The organism is Croceicoccus gelatinilyticus (genome assembly GCF_018398395.1).
In the GTDB taxonomy this organism is placed as follows: Bacteria; Pseudomonadota; Alphaproteobacteria; order Sphingomonadales; family Sphingomonadaceae; genus Croceicoccus; species Croceicoccus gelatinilyticus.
On sequence record NZ_JAHCBF010000006.1, the window covers coordinates 114,543 to 136,256 of the forward strand.

General features: G+C 62.7%; 14 protein-coding genes. 10 read left to right on the forward strand and 4 right to left on the reverse strand.

All coding sequences use genetic code 11. The features are described 5' to 3' along the window. The first annotated feature begins 25 nt into the window (after positions 1–25). Positions 26–1,555: a thioredoxin family protein gene (locus KIH45_RS13720; RefSeq protein ID WP_213176605.1), complete on the forward strand. Its 1,530-nt coding sequence runs from the start codon at positions 26–28 to the stop codon at positions 1,553–1,555. Between the two features lie 144 nt (positions 1,556–1,699). On the opposite strand, the gene KIH45_RS13725 is transcribed toward KIH45_RS13720, so the two are convergent. Further along, entirely contained in the window at positions 1,700–2,083 is a 384-nt protein-coding gene (locus KIH45_RS13725) for a hypothetical protein (protein ID WP_213176606.1), read from the reverse strand. Positions 2,084–2,507: 424 nt separating this feature from the next. Here KIH45_RS13725 and KIH45_RS13730 point away from each other — a divergent pair, with 424 nt between their 5' ends. Then, positions 2,508–2,738: a hypothetical protein gene (locus KIH45_RS13730; protein WP_213176607.1), complete on the forward strand. Its 231-nt coding sequence runs from the start codon at positions 2,508–2,510 to the stop codon at positions 2,736–2,738. 82 nt (positions 2,739–2,820) lie between these two features. Here KIH45_RS13730 and KIH45_RS13735 read toward each other — a convergent pair whose 3' ends face one another. Then, complete coding sequence (locus tag KIH45_RS13735) at positions 2,821–4,005, reverse strand: acetyl-CoA C-acyltransferase family protein (protein WP_213176608.1); 1,185 nt, start codon at positions 4,003–4,005, stop codon at positions 2,821–2,823. Positions 4,006–4,274: 269 nt separating this feature from the next. Between KIH45_RS13735 and nadB the strand changes: the two genes are divergently transcribed. After that, positions 4,275–5,885, forward strand: a complete 1,611-nt coding sequence (nadB, locus tag KIH45_RS13740) for an L-aspartate oxidase (RefSeq protein WP_213176609.1) — start codon at positions 4,275–4,277, stop codon at positions 5,883–5,885. A 228-nt stretch (positions 5,886–6,113) separates the two neighbouring features. Next, on the forward strand, positions 6,114–6,953 hold the full coding sequence (locus tag KIH45_RS13745; RefSeq protein WP_213176610.1) for a GGDEF domain-containing protein: 840 nt from the start codon (positions 6,114–6,116) through the stop codon (positions 6,951–6,953). Positions 6,954–6,957: 4 nt separating this feature from the next. On the opposite strand, the gene KIH45_RS13750 is transcribed toward KIH45_RS13745, so the two are convergent. Beyond that, entirely contained in the window at positions 6,958–7,197 is a 240-nt protein-coding gene (locus KIH45_RS13750) for a GlsB/YeaQ/YmgE family stress response membrane protein (protein ID WP_066763990.1), read from the reverse strand. A gap of 605 nt (positions 7,198–7,802) precedes the next feature. Here KIH45_RS13750 and KIH45_RS13755 point away from each other — a divergent pair. The 3 genes from KIH45_RS13755 (at position 7,803) to KIH45_RS13765 (ending at position 15,635) form a co-directional block, all read left to right on the forward strand. Further along, a complete protein-coding gene (locus tag KIH45_RS13755) occupies positions 7,803–9,860 on the forward strand; it encodes a ribonucleoside-diphosphate reductase subunit alpha (RefSeq protein ID WP_213176611.1) in 2,058 nt (685 codons plus the stop codon). 498 nt (positions 9,861–10,358) lie between these two features. Beyond that, a protein-coding gene (locus tag KIH45_RS13760; protein WP_213176612.1) for an IS5 family transposase occupies positions 10,359–11,116 on the forward strand; the annotation gives its coding sequence in 2 pieces (ribosomal slippage) (positions 10,359–10,692 and positions 10,692–11,116; 759 coding nt in all). Between the two features lie 61 nt (positions 11,117–11,177). Beyond that, a complete protein-coding gene (locus tag KIH45_RS13765) occupies positions 11,178–15,635 on the forward strand; it encodes a DUF5801 repeats-in-toxin domain-containing protein (RefSeq protein ID WP_213176613.1) in 4,458 nt (1,485 codons plus the stop codon). A 7-nt stretch (positions 15,636–15,642) separates the two neighbouring features. Here KIH45_RS13765 and KIH45_RS13770 read toward each other — a convergent pair whose 3' ends face one another. Further along, entirely contained in the window at positions 15,643–16,503 is an 861-nt protein-coding gene (locus KIH45_RS13770; RefSeq protein WP_225899946.1) for an SGNH/GDSL hydrolase family protein, read from the reverse strand. A gap of 341 nt (positions 16,504–16,844) precedes the next feature. On the opposite strand from KIH45_RS13770, the gene KIH45_RS13775 reads away from it, so the two are divergent. The 3 genes from KIH45_RS13775 to KIH45_RS13785 all read left to right on the forward strand — a co-directional run bounded on the left by KIH45_RS13775 (position 16,845) and on the right by KIH45_RS13785 (position 21,671). Beyond that, positions 16,845–17,363 (forward strand): PAS domain-containing protein, encoded by a 519-nt coding sequence (locus tag KIH45_RS13775; protein ID WP_213176615.1) that lies wholly within the window; start codon positions 16,845–16,847, stop codon positions 17,361–17,363. 38 nt (positions 17,364–17,401) lie between these two features. Next, on the forward strand, positions 17,402–18,130 hold the full coding sequence (locus tag KIH45_RS13780; RefSeq protein ID WP_225899922.1) for a Crp/Fnr family transcriptional regulator: 729 nt from the start codon (positions 17,402–17,404) through the stop codon (positions 18,128–18,130). 70 nt (positions 18,131–18,200) lie between these two features. Then, positions 18,201–21,671, forward strand: coding sequence for a CheR family methyltransferase (locus KIH45_RS13785; RefSeq protein ID WP_213176617.1), 3,471 nt, complete (start codon positions 18,201–18,203; stop codon positions 21,669–21,671). Positions 21,672–21,714: the final 43 nt, after the last annotated feature.

Below are 21,714 nucleotides of genomic sequence, written 5' to 3' on the forward strand. Positions count from 1 at the left end.
TTCGTCGCACCAGTGAAGGGTCGTCATGAAAGCCATCACCGTAAAGCTCGCGCTGGCGCTGTCCTGCGCCGCGATTGTCGGAGCCTGCACCGACACCACCGGGACAGAGGCGGTGGAGAGCCAGCAGATCGCCTGGCGCGAAGGCGACGTGAACGACGCGCTGGTCGAGGCGCAGGAAAGCGGCAAGCCGGTCCTGCTCTACTGGGGCGCGGAATGGTGCCCGCCCTGCGCGGAGATGAAGCAGACCCTGTTCAAGGACCCCGCCTTCATCGCCAAGACGCGCGATTTCGTGCCGGTCTATCTCGACGGCGATACGCAAGGCGCGCAGAAATGGGGCGACCGCTTTAGCATCAGCGGATACCCGACCGTCATCGCGCTGAGCCCCGACGGCAACGAGATCACCCGCATTTCAAGCGCCACGATGGCGTCCGAACTGCCCGACCTGCTGACGCTGGCGGCGGGCCGTACGCGCACGATCGATGCGGTTCTGGCTGATGCGAAATCCGATCCCAAGTCGCTGTCGGACGAGGACTGGACTATCCTTGGCGGCTTTGCCTGGGGCAATGATCCCGCTCGCTTCAAGGAGCGCGGGTCCGAGGCTGACCTATTGGAAACGCTGGCCGCGAACGCGCCCGATGACGTGCTGAAGCGCCGTTTTGGCCTGCTGGCGCTGACCCGCAAGGCGGATAAGGACGGCGATGGCTACAAGCTGACCGCGGCGCAGGAAAAGACGCTTGAGGCGGTGCTGCCCGGCATCCTCGCCAGCCGGGACGAGACGATCGAGAACCGGTATGAACTTGCCTACATGGGCGGGCCGCTGGTCTCTGCCTTGCCTGAAGGCGACACGCGCGATGCCATGGCGGGCAATCTGGAGAAGGCGCTGGAGGCGACCTATGCCGACAAGTCGCTGACCCTGCTCGACCGCACATACGCGACTTATGGCGAAGTCCTGCTTGCCAAGGGCACGACGGGCCTGACCGACGAATTGAAGGCCAAGGTCCGCAAACGCATGGCCGCCATCGACAAGGCAGCAGGCGATCCGATCGCGCGCAAGTCGGTGATCAGCTACACCGCCATGGTGCTGGACGAAATCGGCGACCGCGATGCAGCGACCAAGGTGCTGCTGGCCGAGATCGAGAAATCCGCATCCCCCTATTACTACATGTCGATCATGGCAGGCCGCGCGGCAGAGGACGAGCACCCCGAAAAGGCGGTCGAATGGGCGCGCAAGGCTTACGAAGCTGCCGAAGGCCCCGCCACCCGCGTGCAGTGGGCGGTGTCCTACGCGATGGCAGTGATGAGCCAGACGCCCGAGGACGAAGCCGCGGTCGAGGCGAGCGCCGATGCGGTGCTCGCCGAACTCGCCGCAAGTCCCGACGGGTATTACCAGCGCACGCAAAGCGCGGCAGATCGCTGGGGCAAGGCCTTGATTAGATGGAGCGAGGAATACGACGGCAGCGCGGTGCTCGACGATGTCGAGGCGCAGATGGCCGACGTCTGTTCTAGGCAGGGCGACAAGTCCGAGGCTTGTGGCGGATGGCTGAAAAGCGCCTGACCCCTAAGGCCCGCCTGATCTGAAAACTAAATGGCCGGACGGCGTCGTCCGCACTAACGACACCGCCCGGCCGGATACGCGCGCCACGCACCTCGAAGGCGCAAGGGCCAGTGAGGCGGGCGCGCGTCCCGAGGTCTTAACCCGTCAGTTGGTGCGGCAAAGGAGCATGCCGCGACCGCCGGGCGAAACCTGCATGATGGATTCGTTGGTCGGCACACCCGACACGGTGCAGGTGAAGCCTTCCTTCACGCGCATCGACGCGGGCTTTTGTTCGGCCGGAACATTGAAGTGGCACATCGAGAAAGCGCCGTTCTTGTTGTGAACCCGCTGAACCTTGCTGGCCGACTTGAGGTACGGCGTCGTGATCTCGCCATTCGGTCCCGGCACGAAACCGGTGCAGTCGCCGTTGGCGACGTTTGCCGAATTCACGGCCTTGCCGCTGACTTCCGGCTTGTCGGCCATGGCAGCGGTCGGAAGTGCGAGCGTCGCGGCAGCGGCGGCTGCGACGATCTTGAGAGTGGCTTTCATGTCCCTTGTCTCCTTGTATTCGGTCCCTTGAATACCGGGCAGTCGCCAGGGTGCGGTCAAAGCGTTCCACTTCCGGTCGGAAGGACGGACGGGCCCGTTGATGGCTTTGGCGCGCCGAGCACGTCCGGCCTTCCGCTTTCGAGTCTACGCGTCCAAGCCTATGCAGGCGTGTCCGTTTGCGGTTGAGACGGGGTTACCGAAGATGGTTGATATTCCCCTTCCCATGGGGTGATTCCCGTCCGGGAACACAACCTTCTTCTGCGCTTTCATAGGGTTGAGAGCGCGTTGTTTATTTTTGCCGCCAAATGGGCGACAATCGCCACGTCGGCCTTGTCGCAGCTATCGATACGGGAATCGGTAAACGCGGCATCAGGGACAATTCCTGGCCGACGCGCGCAGTTCCGAATTCGGGAGAGCCGGACGAATGCCGAAGAAAGACGACATTACCGCAACGCCGTTCAGCGACGCTGGCCTGCCCCTGCTCGCCAGCTGGATCGAGTTCTGGATGATGCCGGTGACGATGGGTGCCCGCATGCTCGGCATGTCCGCGCCCGTGGCCGAGGACGAACCGGAGATCGATCGCAAGTGCGAACATAACCAGCTTCCGGTGCCCAATGCGCACCAGAAGGACATGGACCACGACCTCTTCGCCTGATCCTTAAGACCGGTCAGCGCCAACGAGAAAGGGCGGCCCCGCGAAGGGCCGCCCTTTCTGTTTCAAACTATGCAGTTTGCGATCAGCCGAGGTTTTCCCAGATCGTCGCAATGCCCTGGCCGCCGCCGATGCACATCGTGGCAAGGCCGTACTTGCCGCCCGTGCGCTGCAGTTCGTAGGCCAGCTTGGTAACCAGGATCGCGCCGGTGCCGCCGATCGGGTGGCCAAGCGAGATGCCCGATCCGTTCGGGTTCACCTTGGCGGGGTCGAGGCCGAGCTGCTTCGAAACGGCGCAGGCCTGTGCGGCGAAAGCTTCGTTCGATTCGATGACGTCCAGCGCGTCCTTCGACAGGCCCGACTTCTCGATCGCGATCTGGCTGGCCGGAACCGGGCCGATTCCCATGTAGGCCGGATCGACGCCCGCGTGGCCGTAGGAGACGAGACGCGCCATCGGCGTCCAGCCGTTCTTCTTCACGGCTTCCTCGCTGGCGAGGATGACCGCGCCCGCGCCGTCGTTGATGCCCGATGCGTTACCGGCGGTAACCGTGCCGCCGTCCTTCTTGAAGGCGGGGCGCAGACCGGCGAGCTTTTCGGCGGTGGTGCCGGCCTTCACGTGTTCGTCGGTGTCGAACATCACCATTTCGCGCTTCACCTTCACTTCGACCGGTTCGATCTGGTCCTTGAAGTAACCGGCTTCGATTGCGGCAGAGGCGCGGCGCTGCGATTCAGCGGCGAATTCGTCCTGCTGTTCGCGAGTGATCTGGTACTTCTCGGCCACGTTCTCGGCCGTGATACCCATGTGATAGCGGTGGAACGGATCGTGCAGCGCGCCGAGCATGCCGTCCATCATCGGGCTGTCGCCCATCTTCAGGCCCCAGCGGACGCCCATCGCGAAGTAAGGCGCGCGGGTCATGACTTCGGCGCCGCCACCGACGGTGACGTCATGATCGCCCAGCATGATGTGCTGGGCTGCCGAAACGATCGCCTGCATGCCCGAACCGCACAGGCGGTTGACGGTCAGCGCCGGGGCGCCGTGCGGGATGCCGGCTTCGACCGCTGCGATGCGGCTGACATAGGCGTCGCGCGGTTCACAGGGGACGACGTTGCCGATGATCGTGTGCTGGACCAGTTCCGGGTCGACGCCGCCGCGGGCAAGCGCGCCCTTGATGGCAACCGCGCCAAGCGAGCCGGGGGTCGCGTCCTTGAGCGCGCCGCCGAACGTGCCGATCGCGGTACGAGCCGCCGAGACGAGATAGACTGCATTCATCGGATCAGGTCCTTTCCGTCGTGGGACGCAGGCTCTGGTTTCAACCCTCTTGAAAACGGCCTGCTGCCCCGGTGCCGGAGAGTCCCGGCGTTTGGTGTGCAGGTGCGAAATAGGCACGAATCCGCCACGCGTCCAGCCCGTCGAAAGTCTAGGGTGCCCGACCATCGCCGGAACGCATGTGCGCCTGCAACGCTTGTGACATGGCGATGACGATGGCAATGCGGCTGCGAGGGGTAGCCAGCGCCCGGCCACCCGCCTTTGGAGAGAGCATGACCGACGCAGCTGCCGACCTTGATTACGACGTTGTCATCGTGGGTTCGGGCGCGGCGGGACTTTCCGCAGCGCTGGTGCTGGCCGAAAAGTGCCGCGTGCTCGTGCTGGCCAAGGGCGCGCTTGATTCAGGGTCTACCGCATGGGCGCAAGGCGGCATCGCCGCAGTGCTGGATGCTGGCGACACGTTCGATGATCACATCCGCGACACGATGATCGCGGGCGCGGGTCTGAACCGGCGCGAGACGGTGGAATACGTGATCGAACACGCGCCGGAAGCGATCCAGCGGCTGGTCGATCTGGGCGTGCCCTTCAATACCGAGGAAGGCAGCCTTCACCTGACGCGCGAAGGCGGCCATTCGCACCGCCGCATCGTCCACGTAAACGACGCGACCGGCTGGGCGGTGCAGGAAGCGCTGCTGCGCGCAGCCGATGCCAATCCCAATATCACGATGCGTCCGAACATGGTCGCCATCGACCTCATCCGCGACCGCAACCTCGTCGACCCGCAGGGCGGGCAGCAGGTCTGGGGCGTCTATGCGCTCGACACTGGCATCGGCAAGGTCGAGGCGCTGACGGGCAGGGCGACGATCCTTGCCACCGGCGGGGCAGGGCGCACCTATCTGTTCTCAACCGCACCGCGCGGCGCGACAGGCGACGGCATCGCCATGGCCTGGCGCGCGGGTTGCCGCGTGTCGAACATGGAATTCATGCAGTTCCACCCGACCTGTCTCTACAACCTCGAGGTCAAGAACTTCCTCATCACAGAGGCCGTGCGCGGCGAAGGCGGCATCCTGAAGCTTCCGCCCGAAGCAGGGGCAGAGGCGGGCAAGCGTTTCATGCCTGAATTCGACGAAAGGCTGGAACTCGCGCCCCGCGACATCGTCGCCCGCGCGATCGACCACGAGATCAAGCGCCTCGGCCTCGATTACGTGCACCTCGACATCAGCCACCGCGAGCCCGAGTTCGTGCGCGAGCATTTCCCCAATATCTACGAACGCCTGCTCGGCCTCGGCATCGACATGACGAAAGAGCCGATCCCCGTCGTGCCTGCGCAGCACTATACCTGCGGCGGCGTGCGCGTGGACCTCAAGGGCCGGACCGATCTGCCAGCGCTCTACGCCATCGGCGAATGCAGCGAGAGCGGGCTGCACGGGGCGAACCGTCTTGCGTCCAACTCCCTGCTCGAATGCTTCGTGTTCGGCGAAGCGTCGGCGCGCGACATCTGCGAACGCTTCGACGAACTCGCCCCGCCGCCCGCAGTGCGCCAGTGGGACGAAAGCCGCGTGACGACGGCGGACGAGGAAGTCGTCATCAAGCAGAACTGGACCGAGATCCGCCGCTTCATGTGGAACTATGTCGGTATCGTTCGCACCGACAAGCGCATGGAACGCGCCGCTAACCGCATCCGCCTGCTGAACGAGGAAGTGGACGAATATTACGGCAACTTCCGCGTTTCGAAGGACCTGATCGAACTGCGCAACCTTTTGAAGACGGCGGACCTGATCGTGCGCAGCGCGCGCCGCCGCAAGGAAAGCCGCGGCCTGCATTACAACGTCGATTACCCGCAGACGGACGAAGTTGCGCGCGACACGATCCTCGTTCCCTGATCCTTTGGATAGGGCTGGGTTTGTGTAATTTGCATAATTGGCGCGATGACCGTGCGGGCGTCGAAAGCTGCTGGTGCAGGCTAAACCCTTGCGTTCAAGGAACTCTTGGCCGTTTTTAACAGACCCTTAGTCATTGGCTTCCTGCACTTAACCAAGTGAACTCTGCAAACCATTAAGCCGTTCTTCGTAACTTTTGCTGCGTCGCACCAGCAAAGGGTCCGAATAGGCATGCGCTTCTACAACGCCACACGTTTCATATTCCCGCACAGTTTTTCGCTTCGCGTCTTCACCGTCTGCTTCGCATCGGTCCACGTGCCGATCCTCGTCTTCGCAGGGGTCGAGGCCGCGCTGGGCGAGTGGCAATGGTCGATCTTTCTCCCGCTTCTGGTCGCGACGGTGGCAGGTTCAGCCCTCGGCATCTTCGCGCTTGCCGGCCTGATGGCGCCCTTGCAGCGCGCGACGCGCGATCTGGAACGGCTAGAGCGCGGCCAGCTGGTCGAAAACGTGCCAGTCGGCGGTCCCGACCTTGCGGGCAAGCTGCTCCACGCCGTCACCCGCGCATCGCGCGAAACGGTATCGCGCATGGACGAACTGCGCACAGAGGCGGGCACCGACATGCTGACGGGCCTGCTCAACCGGCGCGGCTTTGAAGAAACGGTTGCCGCGGTCATGCGTGCAGGCGGCGGCGGTACGGTGGCCGTGCTGGACGGCGACAGGTTCAAACGCGTCAACGACGAGCTTGGCCATGCCGAGGGCGACCGCGTGCTGTGCGGGCTTGCCCGGCGCATGGTCGGCAACATGCGTGCCGGTGATGTCGCGGGCCGCTGGGGCGGGGACGAATTCGTGATGTTCTTCCCCGGCCTTGGCGAACGCGCAGCGGGCGAGATCATCACCCGCATCTCGCGCGCGGTGGACGAGGCACCCGATGCTGTCGTCGACGGTCAGCCGGTGGGCTTTTCGTGGGGCGTTGCCAGCATGGAACGCCGCAACAACGACACGCTGGAAGGTACGATGGAAGTCGCCGATGCGCGGCTCTACGATTGCAAGGCGGAGCGCCGCGCCGCCTGAGCGATCAGGTCAGCAGGACGCGTCCCAGCAGGATCAACGCCATGCCGCCAAGGATGGAGGCCAGGCATCCGGGCCTGGAAAACTCCGACCGGCCGCGGCTGGTGATGAGCCCTGCCAGCAGCGAACCGCCGATGCCCAGCGCGATCGTGGCGAAAAAGCCGAGATCGACTTCGCCGGGATAGAAGAAGCGGGCAAGGATGCCGACGATAAGGCCCGATACGATGGCGCCGATGATGTTGAGCATGGGTGTCCTTTAATGCCGAATCGGTGATGGAACCGGCCTAGCCCGAAAAGGTTTCGCCGTGCGACCGCGATTGCGCCGAAGGCATCGCGGATATGGCTTGTCAGCCTTTTATTAGGGGTTGCCCCCTACCATATGTGGTGGGTGCGCCCCGGGATTATCAAACTGGGGAAAAGTTTTTTTAACCGCGCCTGCCCCCTTGCGCCATCCGCGGGTCAAGCTTGGTCCACGCGTCGCTGCCATGCGGCGCGCCATGCTGCACTGCGCAGTGGATAAATTGCGCTTGCTTGGCCTGCGCGTTGAGGCACTATCCCTAGCGGTCGGTTCGACGGGAGGACCGCAAGACCTAGGGATTGGCGCTGTTCGCATGATGAACGGCAAAGGGCTCTTGAAGGTGTTGCGGCATGGGGCCGAAGACGACCGGCGGGGCTCGATCAGGTAGCAGGTTTGCCGGAAACATCCGGGCCTTACGCCGGTCGTCCCGGTTCATGCCGAAGGCACTTCGTCAGGCGAAGGTGCGCGGCACTGAAGCGGGAAGGTCGGCCGTGGTGCAACACGTCGCCTGACTGGCAAGACAGGTCGGGGCGGCAAAACGGGGCGGTATCGAAATGGATTTCAGGAACGGGGACGATGGTCGCGTGAGTGCCGGTGACGTGAGCGGCGATGATACGACGAGCGACATGTTCGAGACCCCTCCCAAGGAGACAACGCCCGTGGAGGCAGACGTGCAGGACAAGATGAACAAGACGGACACGATCGAGGACGCGCCGGTGGCAGAAGCCGCCGCAGAAGCGCTGGGCAACGCAGTTGCCGAAGCGGTGAAGACCGCTGCTGCGCCCAAGCTGTCCTCGAAGGACATCATGCCGCGCCGCTTCACGATCGTGACCGATGCAGAGCGTGACGCGAACCTGACCGAATTCGGCAAGGAAACGCTGCAGGACCGCTACCTGCTCCCGAACGAGACCTATCAGGATCTCTTCGCCCGCGTGGCCGATGCCTATGCGGACGACCAGGAACACGCGCAGCGCCTTTACGACTACATCTCGAAGCTGTGGTTCATGCCGGCAACGCCCGTTCTGTCGAATGGCGGCACCGGTCGCGGGTTGCCGATCTCGTGCTACCTCAACTCGGTCGAGGACAGCCTCGAAGGCATCGTCGGCACCTGGAACGAGAACGTGTGGCTCGCCTCGCGCGGCGGCGGCATCGGCACCTATTGGGGCCAGGTCCGCGGCATCGGCGAAACCGTCGGCCTCAACGGCAAGACCAGCGGCATCATCCCGTTCGTGCGCGTCATGGACTCGCTCACCCTCGCGATTTCGCAGGGCTCGCTGCGCCGTGGTTCGGCTGCCTGCTACATCGACGTCTCGCACCCCGAGATCGAGGAATTCCTCGAAATCCGTAAACCCTCGGGCGACTTCAACCGCAAGGCGCTGAACCTGCACCACGGCGTACTGCTTACGGACGCGTTCATGGAAGCCGTGCGCGACGGCGGCGACTTCGACCTCGTCAGCCCGCGTGACGGTACGGTCCGCAAGACCGTCAACGCCCGCGCGCTGTTCCAGAAGCTAGTCGAAACCCGCCTTGCCACGGGTGAGCCCTACATCGTGTTCAACGACACGGTGAACCGCATGATGCCCAAGCATCACCGCGAACTGGGCCTCAAGGTTTCGACCTCGAACCTTTGCTCGGAAATCACGCTGCCCACGGGCCGCGACCACCTCGGCAACGATCGCACCGCGGTCTGCTGCCTGTCCTCGCTCAACTTGGAAACCTGGGACGAGTGGAAGGGCGACAAGCAGTTCATCGAAGACGTCATGCGCATGCTCGACAACGTGCTGCAGGACTACATCGATCGTGCGCCTGACGAGATGGCCCGCGCCAAGTATTCCGCCGCGCGCGAACGCAGCGTCGGCATGGGCGTCATGGGCTTCCACTCGCTGCTGCAGTCGAAGAACATCTCGTTCGAAAGCGCGATGGCCAAGGCCATGAACCTGCAGATCTTCAAGCACATCTCGGCCAAGGCGAACGAGGCTTCGATGATGCTGGCGAAGGAACGCGGACCGTGCCCCGACGCCGAGGATACCGGCGCGATGGAACGCTTCAGCTGCAAGATGGCGATCGCGCCGACCGCGTCGATCTCGATCATCTGCGGCGGCACCAGCGCCTGCATCGAACCGATCCCGGCCAACATCTACACGCACAAGACGCTGTCGGGTAACTTCGTCGTGAAGAACCCGTATCTCGAAAAGCTGCTGCGCGAGAAGTCGAAGGATTCCACCAACGTGTGGAACTCGATCCTCGAACACGGCGGTTCGGTCCAGCACCTCGACTTCCTCAGCCCCGAGGAAAAGGCGACCTACAAGACCAGCTTCGAAATCGACCAGCGCTGGCTGCTCGAATTCGCGGCCGATCGCACGCCCTTCATCGACCAGGCGCAGAGCCTCAACCTCTACATCCCGGCCGATGTCGACAAGTGGGACCTCATGATGCTGCACTTCCGCGCATGGGAAATGGGCATCAAGTCGCTCTACTACCTGCGTTCGAAGTCGGTGCAGCGCGCCGGTTTCGCCGGCGGGGTTGAGGCCGACAACACCAAGGACGCGGCCCAGTTCAATCTCGCCGCGGGTGAAGAGACCGACTACGAGGAATGCCTCGCCTGTCAGTAAACGCGGCACCGCGCGACGCGCGGAAAGCTGCCGGCAAAAGAAATGGCAGGACGCCCCCGGGTGTCCTGCCATTCTTGCATCTGGGCCAGACCATTTCGGCCGGCATGACAGGCGACTTGCATTTGCAGTCGGGCGCAGAAATTTTTCGCGCCCGGCGGCCTGGTGTCTAAGTTTCTCTTAAGTAGCCATATAATCAACCACGTGTCACATAATGGGACAGTCATGATGTCCACGCGTTTATGACAGCCCTCTATTGCCATTGACCAAAAGTTAACGGCGGACTTACGCTATCTATCGGCTCTTACGAGTCGTTTCGCTGAATCATTTACTTTGCGCACCTCTTGTTTGGGGCAAGATTTCGCGCGCCTGTTCTGATGCTGACATAGGAAACGCCAGAATTATATCAGATTCAAAGGCTTGCTGACTTCTGGGCCCTAGGCTCAGGACCCATTGATTGGCGCGCAGCGATATGATTCAGGCTCCGCAAGGAGACTGTGCATGAGCGATCTGTATTGGCTGACGGACGAGCAGATGGCGCGTCTGTCGCCGTATTTTCCCAAGAGCCACGGCAAGCCCCGGGTGGATGATCGGCGGGTGCTGAGCGGGATTATTTTCGTCAATCGCAACGGGTTGCGCTGGCGGGATGCGCCGCGAGAATATGGGCCGCACAAGACGTTGTATAACCGTTGGAAGCGCTGGGGGGAGATGGGCGTTTTTGGGCGGATGATGGAAGGTCTGTCCACCCAGAGGGCCGAGCCGCAGACTGTCATGATCGACGCAACCTACCTCAAGGCCCACCGCACGGCTTCCAGCCTTGGGGTAAAAAAGGGGATCTCGGGCGCCTGATCGGACGGACCAAGGGCGGCATGAACACCAAGCTTCACGCCGTCACTGATGCCAATGGCCGCCCTTTGAGCTTCTTCATCACGGCCGGCCAGGTCAGCGATTACACCGGCGCAGCGGCCTTGCTCGACGAATTGCCCAAGGCCAAGTGGATGCTGGCTGATCGGGGCTATGACGCCGACTGGTTCCGGGACGCCCTCGAGCAGAAAGGCATCAAGCCCTGCATTCCCGGCCGCAAATCGCGCTCCATGCCCGTCAAATATGACAAGCGCCGATACAAGCGGCGCAACCGCATCGAGATCATGTTCGGACGCCTCAAGGATTGGCGCCGCGTGGCAACGCGATACGATCGCTGCCCCACCGTCTTCTTCTCCGCACTCGCTCTGGCCGCCACCGTGCTCTTCTGGCTGTGATCAGTGAGTCCTGAGCCTAGTGCCCCCACAAGGTGTGTCCGATTGACGAGAGGGGAACGTCATGACGATCACGATCACCAAGAAGGTCACCGACGACGAGCTGAAGCTCGACGAAAGCGGTGGTATCCAGTTCCAGAACCCGGCGGATGATGATCCGGACCCGCAGGCCGCGGGTACGCCGGACGACGACGACGACGACGATGTCGCGCTCGCGTGGGTCGATCCCGACGATACCAATAACGCCGATGGATCTTTCGATCTCGCGACAAGCGCGCTCGACGATACTTTTCTCGGCTATCTCAACACGCTCGTCGACGGGACTTTCCTGAGCGATGACCAGCTTGCCTATGCCGCCTCTGTCGGCGGGACCAGCGATGCCGATTATCTCAGCATCACCACGTCGGCAGGGGAGAACATCAGCAGCGTATTCTTCTCCGCCCCCGATGGCGGAGCGCTCGCCGGTGCGCAGGTCTTCCACGACTATGGCGCCGAGTTTCCCGAGGATCCCCTCCAGACCATCGATGGCCAAGATGTCTTCCTCTGGACGGTCGGCGATGGTTCGATTGTCCTCGCGACGACCAGCGGTGCCAGCGTATCGGCGGGTTCGCTCGTCGCGGCGTTCTACCTGGAATCCGATCTTTCAGACAGCGAGGCGACGCAGTTCGACGTGAAAGTCGAAAGCGTGGTCTTCGTGCCCTTCGACCATCCCGACGGCACCGACCCCGACGATGCGATCGATTTTTCCGAAATCCTGAACGTCAGCGCATCGGGCACGCTGGGCTTTGAATTCGACACGCTGGAATCGGGCAATTTCCTCTGGGTCGCGGTGGGCGATACCGATGCGGCCCTGCTCGTCACCGGGCAGGATCTCGACGTCAACACGGACGAGGGATCGTCCAAGTACGGCGACATCATCAAGGGCGGATCCGATCCGTCGGATACGGTGAATACCAGCCAGGGCGGCATCAATGCCACGATAGGCATCCTGTCTCAGCACTTCACCGACGCCAAGGAAAAGGGCGTCGAAAAGGATGGCCCGGTCGGCGTTTTCACGCTGGTAAAGGGGTTTGAACCGCTAGACGGCGCGACTGACGGGCAGGCGACGGGGATCAACATCCTCGACATCGATTATGACGACGTCGACCCTTACGTCGACGCGCCCAGCGCTTCGGTCTTTATTTCGCAGACCGAAGGCGGCGGTGAGGCAAGCCTGAGGATTGAGCTCTTCTCGGTCGACGAAGGCCCCGCGCCCGAAGAAGGGTTCGGCTATATCGGGGACACCGACAGCGATCAGGAAACGACCGATGATGATCCTGTCGCCGTCGTCCGGATCGAGGTGACGCGCGGCGACACGACTTATGTCTGGTTCGACGGCGACGACAGCGACGCCTCAACGGGTGAGGGCGGTGATACGCTGGGCGGCATCACGGTCGATTTCCTCGATTCCGACCATCCCACCGACATCAACGATTTCGTCGTTTCGGGCGTGATGACGGGCGACGTGATCCGCTTCTTCTCGACCGAGGGTGAGACGTTCAACCGCTTCACCATCCAGGCCAAGGCCGGATCGAGCGCGTTCGACATCGGGCGGATCGAGATCGACGAAGGCGTGATCAAGACGACGGCGGTGGGGCAAGACTTCCTTGTCGATGACGACGGCCCGACCGCGACTGCATCGGGCACGCCGGAAGAGCTGGTTCTGGACGAAACGGTTGCCGATCCCGACCCCGATGGCGCGAACGATGCGCCGGCAGGCACGACCACCGTGACATCAACCGGCATTGCGGCCTTGTTCGGCGGTGACTTCGGCAGCGACGGTGAAGGCTCGACTGCGTTCTCGCTGGACCTGTCCAATCAGGACATCGGCTCCGGCCTGTTCGTGATCGACGATACGGTTGCAAACGGGAAGGGCGAGCAAATCCTGCTCTACCAGACCGCTGACGACACGGTGATCGGCTATGTCGGCACGGATGGTCCGGGGGCTGATACGCCGGATTACGAGACGATCTTCACGATCACCATCGACACCAATTCGGCAAGCGGCACCTTCGGCGAAGTGACGTTCGCGTTCGGCACAGATTACGCCAACATCTGGCATCCCGACTATGCCGATGGCGATGCCGACGATGCCGAGACGCTGACGGTCGGCGCGGGCGAATACCTGCGCGTCGTGCAGGAACTAACCGATGCCGATGGCGACAAGGATTCCAGCTACCGCGATCTGGGCACCGGCGTGTTCGGCGTCGAGGATGACGGTCCGCTGGCCGATGCGGCAGGCGCGCCGCCTGCTCTGACGGTGGACGAGACCGATGCGGCTCCCGATCCTGACGGGCCGAACGATGCGGCTGCCGGAACGACTTCGGACAGCGCCAGCTTCACCAGCCTGTTTGGCGGCTCGGTCTTCGGCAGCGATGGCGCGGGTTCGACCAGCTATGGTCTTGAACTGAGCGCCGACGGCATCGGATCGGGTGTCTATGCGCTCGACGCGACGCAGAGCGACGGGAAGGGCGATGAAATCCTGCTCTACCGTCAGGACGCGACGACGATCATCGGTTATCTCGATCCGGTCGGAAACGACGAGGCTGGCGACTACGTGACCTACTTCACGATCACGGTCGACAATGATGCCAGCGACGATGCTGATGTCGGCGCGACGACCGCGTTCGGGGACGTTACCTTCACGCAGGTCCTCAACGTCTGGCATCCGCTGACGGCGGACGGAAAGGCGGATGACGCGGTCCACATCGATGTAGGCGATGGCAACGAGCTGAACCTCGTCCAGACCGTCACCGACGCTGACCTCGACAATGACAGTGCGTCCTTCGACCTTGGTCATGAAATCCTCGGCGATGGGCAGGAGGCGGGGCAGGGCTATTACGTCTTCTCGATCGAGGATGACGGGCCCAAGGCCGGCACGCCGAGTGCACCAAGCCCGATCTATCTCGACGAGACGACCACCGTCACTGACCCGGGCGGCACGAACCAGGCAGACGCAGGCATCTCATCGGCCAAGAGCAACTTCGGTACGTTGTTCTCTGCCGCCGCCTATGGGTCTGACGGTGCGGGAAGCACGGTTCTCTCGCTGGAGATCAGTGCGAACGGCATCGGGTCGGGCCTGTTCTCGCTCGACGCGGATGAGACCGACGGCAAGGGTGATGAAATCCTGCTCTACCGGCAGGATGCGACGACGATCGTCGGCTATGTCGATCCGGTCGGGGACGACGACGTTGCCGACTACGTGACCTACTTCACGATCACGGTCGACACTGATGCCAGTGATGATGCCGATGTCGGTGCGACTACGGCATTCGGCGACGTCACTTTTACGCAAGTCAGCGATGTCTGGCACGGCAATACGGGCGACGACGACGACCTCGTCTCGCTCTACGTCGATGGAGCTGAAGAAAGCTTCTCGCTGCGCCAGACGGTGACCGACGCGGATGGCGACAGCGACACGTCCGACATGGACCTGTCGGCCAATATCTTCTTCATTGAAGATGACGGCCCGCAGATCGATGAGACCACGATCGCCGACAACCTGTTCGTCGGCAACATGATCGGCGACAGCGTCAGCGACGATTTCACTTTCAGCAACGTGGCCGATGCGCCGTGGGCCTGGGTGATCACCGATGCGCCGGGCGACTTCGACGATACCTCGCCCTATCCCGCTGATGTCTTCACATGGCGCTATGCCGATGTCGACGAAGACGGCGAGGTCGGCCAGCACGAGATCATCGGCACTTACGATGGCGACGACCTCTATTCGCTGATCATCACCGACGATGGCAGCGGCACGGCGACTTACGAGCTTGAGATGATCGGTGCGCTGGATGGCGGTTCGCGGGAGCTGGATTCGGCGAACATCAAGGCCGGCGGTCCCGACACGAACTTCATCGATGTCGGTATCATCGGCGCCGAGGCGAGCGACTTCGTCCGCATCTCGGGCTATTTCGACGACGATGGGATCGACACTGGTGACGATCCGGTTCCGGCCGCCGTGAATGAGAGCAATCTCAACGTCGGGGTGAAGAACGGCAATCTCGACAGCGGTGAAATCCTTGGCTTCTCCCTGTTCGAGAATGGCGAGAGCGAGCCGCCGACCGACATTTCGGGCATCATCATCGGGACCAAGACCGCACAGGGCTTCAACTATGCGTGGAAGGCCTATGGCGTCGACGAAGAGGGCGATCCCGTGACGTATGACGGCAGCGGAAGCGTCGGCAAGAACGAGCCCATCATCATTGACGTTGGCGCGCTCGTCCACACGATCGAGCTATACAACCTTGATGGCGACGCGGTGAAGATCGGGTTGGACGATATCGAAATCCTGACCGATCCGCCCGATTTCCTGCTGAATTTCGAAGGCGTGCTGCACGACGCGGATGGCGATGCCTATGGGTTCGACTTCACGGTCGGCATCGACGGCAACGACAGCGGGGCGCTGGTCGATCCGATCATGGTCGACCCCTTGCCGGAGACGACAGCCTTCGAACTGATGCACGTCGACCCCATCGCCTGAACGCGGATCAGCCCGCGCTGGTGAGCATCACCGCCAGCGCATCCGCGATCGACCGGTGGCCCAGTGCATTGGGGTGCCACGGCGCACCGTCCGACCGGTCTTTCGTGGTCGCGTTCGACCAAGAAGCCGGGTCGCAGGCTGTGTGGTCCGCCGACATCTCGTCCGCGGGCAGCAGCAGCGATTCCGTGGCCTGCGCTGCACGCCGCGTGACTTCGGCAAGACGAAGGCCGATTTCGCGCGTGAGATCGGCGTCGGCTTCGGAGATCGCGACTGCCGGGCAAAGCTCGTCGGGTACGAGCGCGACGTACTGGACGAAGATGACGCGGGCCTCGGGCGCTTTTTCTTTCACGCGCCGGGCAAGGTTTTCCAGCGCAGCCTGCACTTCGGCATAGCCCTCTTCGGAAGGGGCCTGCGGCGACACGCAGGTAATCTCGCGCTCGCCCGCCTTGATGACCCTGCCGTTCTCGCAGCTCGCCATGAAGAGGTTGCCGATGTAGTTGAGATCGTTGCCGCCCACGGTGATCGTGACCAGCCGGGTCGCGCTGTCGACCGCGTCGATCTGAGCGGGAAGCTCGTCCCAAGGGGCCAGAAGGTGTTCGGTCTTCGCGCCGCCGCAGCCCTGGTCATTCAGCGCGAGATCCAGCTTTTCGGCCAGCAGCGAGGCGTAGTTGTTGACGGTTCGCCCGCAGCGTTCGGGCGTGCCGGGTTTCGTCGGCCCGATCCCCGCGCCGGCGGCAAATGACGATCCCATTGCTACATACTTCGCGCCTTCGGGAACTGCCCCATCGCCCATGGAACCTGCAGTCGCACAGCCGCCCAGAATAGCCAGAGAGGCAAGGGCCATGGCCACCTTTGACGGACGGTTCATCGACTTCAATCTGCTCTCCTGTGCGCCTTCGTGATGTGCCGATCGGTATGGCGGCCGCGCTTCGACGATGCGATCCGGTGTCTTGGGGCCAAGCCTAAGCTTAAGCCTCCTTCCGCACTCTGCGGACAACATCGTTTCGCCTTCTGGAAACGGTTTGTCGCATATGGCGGAACCGGAAAGCCGGTCCGGCAGTTGGGAGGAAACCGTCGCCCGGCGGGCAGAGTTTGGGGCGGCGCAGGAATCTTTATTTGGCCAACCCCCTCGCCAGATTAACAAATGTGTATATGAGGGTGCGGGTTGGTAAGGGGCTGAAACTCCAACGTCGGGGGACACAATCAGGCATGCTTGCCGATCCGATAATCGAGTTCATGCAGAACAGCGGCATCTCGCTGAGCGTTGCCGATGCGCGTGCCGAAGACGTGCCCCTGATCGCGGTGAACGCCGCGTTCGAAAACCTGACGGGTTACAGCAACGCGGAGATCGTCGGGCGCAATTGCCGCTTCCTTCAGCCCGAAGGCGGGGCAGGGCCAGTGCGCGAACGCATGCGCGCTTTCCTTGTCGACGACAGCGTGAAGGAAGACCGTTTCCTGATCCCCAACGTGCGCAAGGACGGTACGCCGTTCCTCAACCTTCTTTACATGACCAAGATCCGCCGCGACGGCCGCGATACCTTCATCATCGGATCGCAGTTCGATTTCACGAAGCACGACCGGCGCGGGCACGACGGCTATGACGAAACGCTTCGCAAGGATATCCGCGAACTCGGCTCGCTGACGGGCGAGATGGGGATGGTGACGCTGGGCACCTTCCGCTCGCTTGCCAACAGCGCCGCGCTGATCGCGGAAGCGAAGCTCGATTGATGGCGGTTGCAGCAGGCCACCCCAAGACCGGTCGTTTCATGATGGGTCGCCTCCGGCACGAGATGCGTGACCGGGAGAAGCAGCTGCTCGAGGACCTGGTCGAGGATACCGAGATCTTCACTTCGCCGACCAAGCTGATCAGTCGCGGCGACATCGCGCAGAAATCGACGATGCTGATCGACGGTTTCATCGCGCGCTCGATCACGCGGGGCGGCAAACGGCACATCATCGGCATTCACGTGCCCGGCGATTTCGTCGACCTGCACGGTTTCGCGCTGAAGCGGCTCGATCACGACATCGTCACTGTCGGGCATACGGTCGTCGGCCACACGCCCCACAAGAAGCTGGTCGAGGTCATGCGGACCGAACCGCACCTGACCCGCCTCCTGTGGTTCGCCACCCTGCTCGATGCCGCGATGCACCGCGAATGGATCCTGAAGCTTGAACAATTGAACGCCGACGGGCGGCTGGCGCACCTGATCGTTGAACTCTGGCACCGGCTCGATTTCGTGGGTCTGGCGGAACCGGCAAGCTGCGCGATGCCGCTGACGCAGGTCGAACTGGCCGATGCCTGCGGGACGACCGCGATCCACATGAACCGCACCGTACGCGCCATGCGCGAGGCGGGGCTGATCGACTTCTCGCGCGGGCGGGTGATGATCTCCGACATGGAGCGTCTGAAGCAGATGGCGCAGTTCGATGGCGCCTATCTCTACGGCAACGGCGACCTCTATCTGGCCGATGCGTTCGAGGCCGAAATCGCTTGAGCGGCGGCTTGCAGACTTGCCTTGGCGTTAATCTCGCCATCATTCGAACAAGCCGATTGTAACGTTATCAATGAATGACTATCGTCCCGCCCCGATGGCAACGCGGACTCCACGGGACGCAGAGGCCGACACGCAATTCCCCGTCATCGGTGTCGGGGCATCCGCGGGCGGTCTGGAGGCGCTAAGGGAAATGTTGGGTGGCTCGAAAGGGCTGCCGGGCATGGCCTTTGTGGTCGTGCAGCATCTCGACCCCAATCACGAATCGCTGATGGCCCAGTTGATCGAGCGGTACACCGACATGCCGGTGCGCCAGATCGTCGGCGGGGAAACGCTCGAACCCGACAACATCTACGTCATCCCGCCCGGCTCCGGCCTGTCGGTAGAGGACGGGGTCCTGCGGCTGACCGAGTTCAAGGACCCGCGCGGGATGCGCCGGCCCATCGACGATTTCTTCGAAGCGCTGGCCGAGGACATGGGCGACCGCGCGGCCTGCGTCATCCTGTCGGGCACGGGCGCCGACGGCAGCCGCGGCCTGCGCGCGATCAAGGAACACCACGGCGTCGCCGTCGCGCAGGAGCCCGAGGGGGCGCGCTATGACGGAATGCCGCTGTCGGCGGTGGGTACCGGCCTTGTCGATTTCGTGCGGGAATCGAACCAGATCATCACCTGCCTGCGCGAATTCTTCGACCGCAGCCTCGACAACATCGACCCGAAAGAGGCGGCAGAGGCCGTCGCCTACAACATCGACGATCTGTGCGGCGCGCTGCGCGACCAGATCGGGCACGATTTTTCGGGCTATAAACGCTCCACCATGGGCCGCCGCATCGAACGGCGCATGCAGGTTTTGGGCATCGAGGATCTTTCGGCCTATATCGAACGCCTGCACAGCGATGTGGATGAATGCCAGGCGCTGTTCCGCGACCTGCTGATCAACGTCACCCGCTTTTTCCGCGATCCCGAGGCGTTCGAGGTCTTGCACCAGACGGTGGTCAAACCGCTCGTCCGCATGGCCGATCAGCGCCATGGCATCCGCATTTGGGTGCCGGGCTGTTCCAGCGGTGAGGAAGCCTATTCGCTCGCCATGCTGTTCGCAGAGGAACTGCGCGAACAGGATCGTAATGTGACGGTACAGGTCATCGCCAGCGACATCGACGACCAGATGCTGCGCATCGCGCGCGAAGGCATCTATCCGATCGCCGCGCTGGCCGACATTCCCGAACCGATGCGCAGTCTCTACACCGTCGGGCACGGCGATACTTTCGGGATCAATTCCTCGATCCGTGACATGGTGCGGTTCAGCCTGCATTCGGTGATCAAGGACCCGCCGTTTTCGCGGATCGACCTGATTTCTTGCCGTAACCTGCTGATCTATTTCGACGATAGGCTGCAGCAGGCGGTCCTGCCGCTGTTCCACTATTCGTTGCGTCCGGATGGCTGGCTGCTGCTTGGCCCGTCGGAAACGATCGGGCGCTATGACGACCTGTTCTCTCCCGTCGATGCCAAGCACCGGCTGTTCTCGCGCACGGGAATGCATCCCAGCTATCCGCTGGAGCTTCCCGGCACCACGCGCCGCCCGTCACGCACGTCGATGGAGCGGCAGTCGTACCAGTACGAACGCAGCTGGCTTGAGGGAGAGGCGCTGCGCAAGCTGACCGAGACCTATACCTCGCCCTCCCTGCTGGTGGATGGGGAATCGACCATCCTCAACACATGGGGTCAGGTCGGGCGCTATCTCGATTTCCCCGTCGACCGTGACCGCCGTCTTCACGCAACTTCCTTGGCGAAGCCGGGTCTGCGCGAGATTATCGGCGCGCTCGTCCGTCAGTCGAAGGAAAGCAAGCAGCGCCACGTCGCGCGCGATGTGCAGGTCAAAACCGATTTCGGCGATCAGCCGGTACAGGTTATCTGCGATCCGGTGCGCGACGGCACGTTCCTTGTCGTCATCCGTGAAACCGGCCCCTTCGTGCCGCTGGGCGAGGGCGATCTGGTCGAACTGGGCGAAACCGACGATCAGATCGAATTCCTCGAAGACGAACTTCGCATCACGCGCCATCGCCTCCGCTCAACAGTGGAAGAGCTGGAGACCGCGAATGAGGAGCTGAAGAGCTCCAACGAAGAAATGATGTCGATGAACGAGGAGCTCCAGTCCACGAACGAGGAGCTGACCACGGTCAACGACGAGCTTCGCAACAAGGTCGACCAACTGATCGTCGCCAATTCGGATCTCGAGAATTTCTTCGATTCCACGCAACTTGCCGTGATCGTGCTCGACGACGAACTGCGCATCCGCAGCTATACTGACGAGGCCTGCTCGCTCTTCCCGTTCCAGCATGGCGATCGCGGTCGCAAGCTGTCGGAAGTGACGACGTTCCTTGCAGACAGCAATTACATGGACCTTGCCCGCCGCGTTGCCGGCACGGGTGAAAAAGCCGACGCGCGTGCGCACAATCCGGAAAACGGTCGCGATTACGCCCTGCGCGTCTTGCCTTACGTAAAGCAGGACGGAACCACCGACGGTGCCACGCTGGTGTTCAATGACATCACTGCTGCGCTTGCGATGGAACGCGAACTGGCCGAGCAGCGCGAGCGGCTTGAACTGGCCCTGCGCGTCGCACGTATCGGTATCTGGGAATACGATCCCACCACCGGCCAGACCGAACTGGACGAGGTGGAGCGCGACCTGCTCGACGTCGACGACGAAGAAGCGCAGACGATGGATCTCATCCTCAAGCGCGTCCATCCGAACGACCGCGACGAGGTAAACTCGGCCCTGCGCAACGCGATGGACGGCAAGCGCGACTTCGACCAGACTTTCCGGGTCGTCACCCGCAAGGGCGAGGACCGCTGGCTGCACGGACTTGCGCGCCGGATCGAGCTGAACGGGGAATATCGTTTCGTCGGCGTGACTTACGACATTTCGTCGGAACGCCAGGCGCTGGCCGAACGCGACCTGCTGCTGCGGGAAATGAACCACCGCATCAAGAACCTGTTCGCGGTTGTCGGCGCGATGATCGGCATCTCGCACCGCGAGAGCGAGACAGTGGAAGAGTTCGCGACCGATCTCAAACGCCGCATCGACGCCATGGGCCGCGCCCACGCGCTGACGCAGCAGCGCCGCGTGGACGAGCCGGTTGGCTTGCGCGAACTGATCGATGTCGTGCTGACGCCTGCGCGCTCCGGCCAGGACATTCGCATCCTTGGCGAAGACGCCGAAATCCCGACGGGCAAGATCACGTCGCTGGCTCTGATCTTCCATGAATGGGCGACAAACGCGACGAAATATGGCGCGTTGTCGGATGAAGGCGGGGCCCTGTTGATCGATATCGGGCGGGAAGATGACAAGGTTGTCGTCTCGTGGACCGAGAAGATGGACGGGATCACGGACAAGGGGCCAAGCGCCGGTTTCGGTACGCGTCTGGTCGAAGCCTCGGTGCGCCAGCTCGACGCGAAGCTGGATGGCGGGCAGGGCGATGGAGAATTTCATCGCCGGCTCAAGCTCAATGGCCTCGCGCAAGGCGCACACGCAGAAAACCCGGCGTAGAGGGGGTCTCCGCCGGGCCTTCGCGCCGCACCGTCAGGATGGT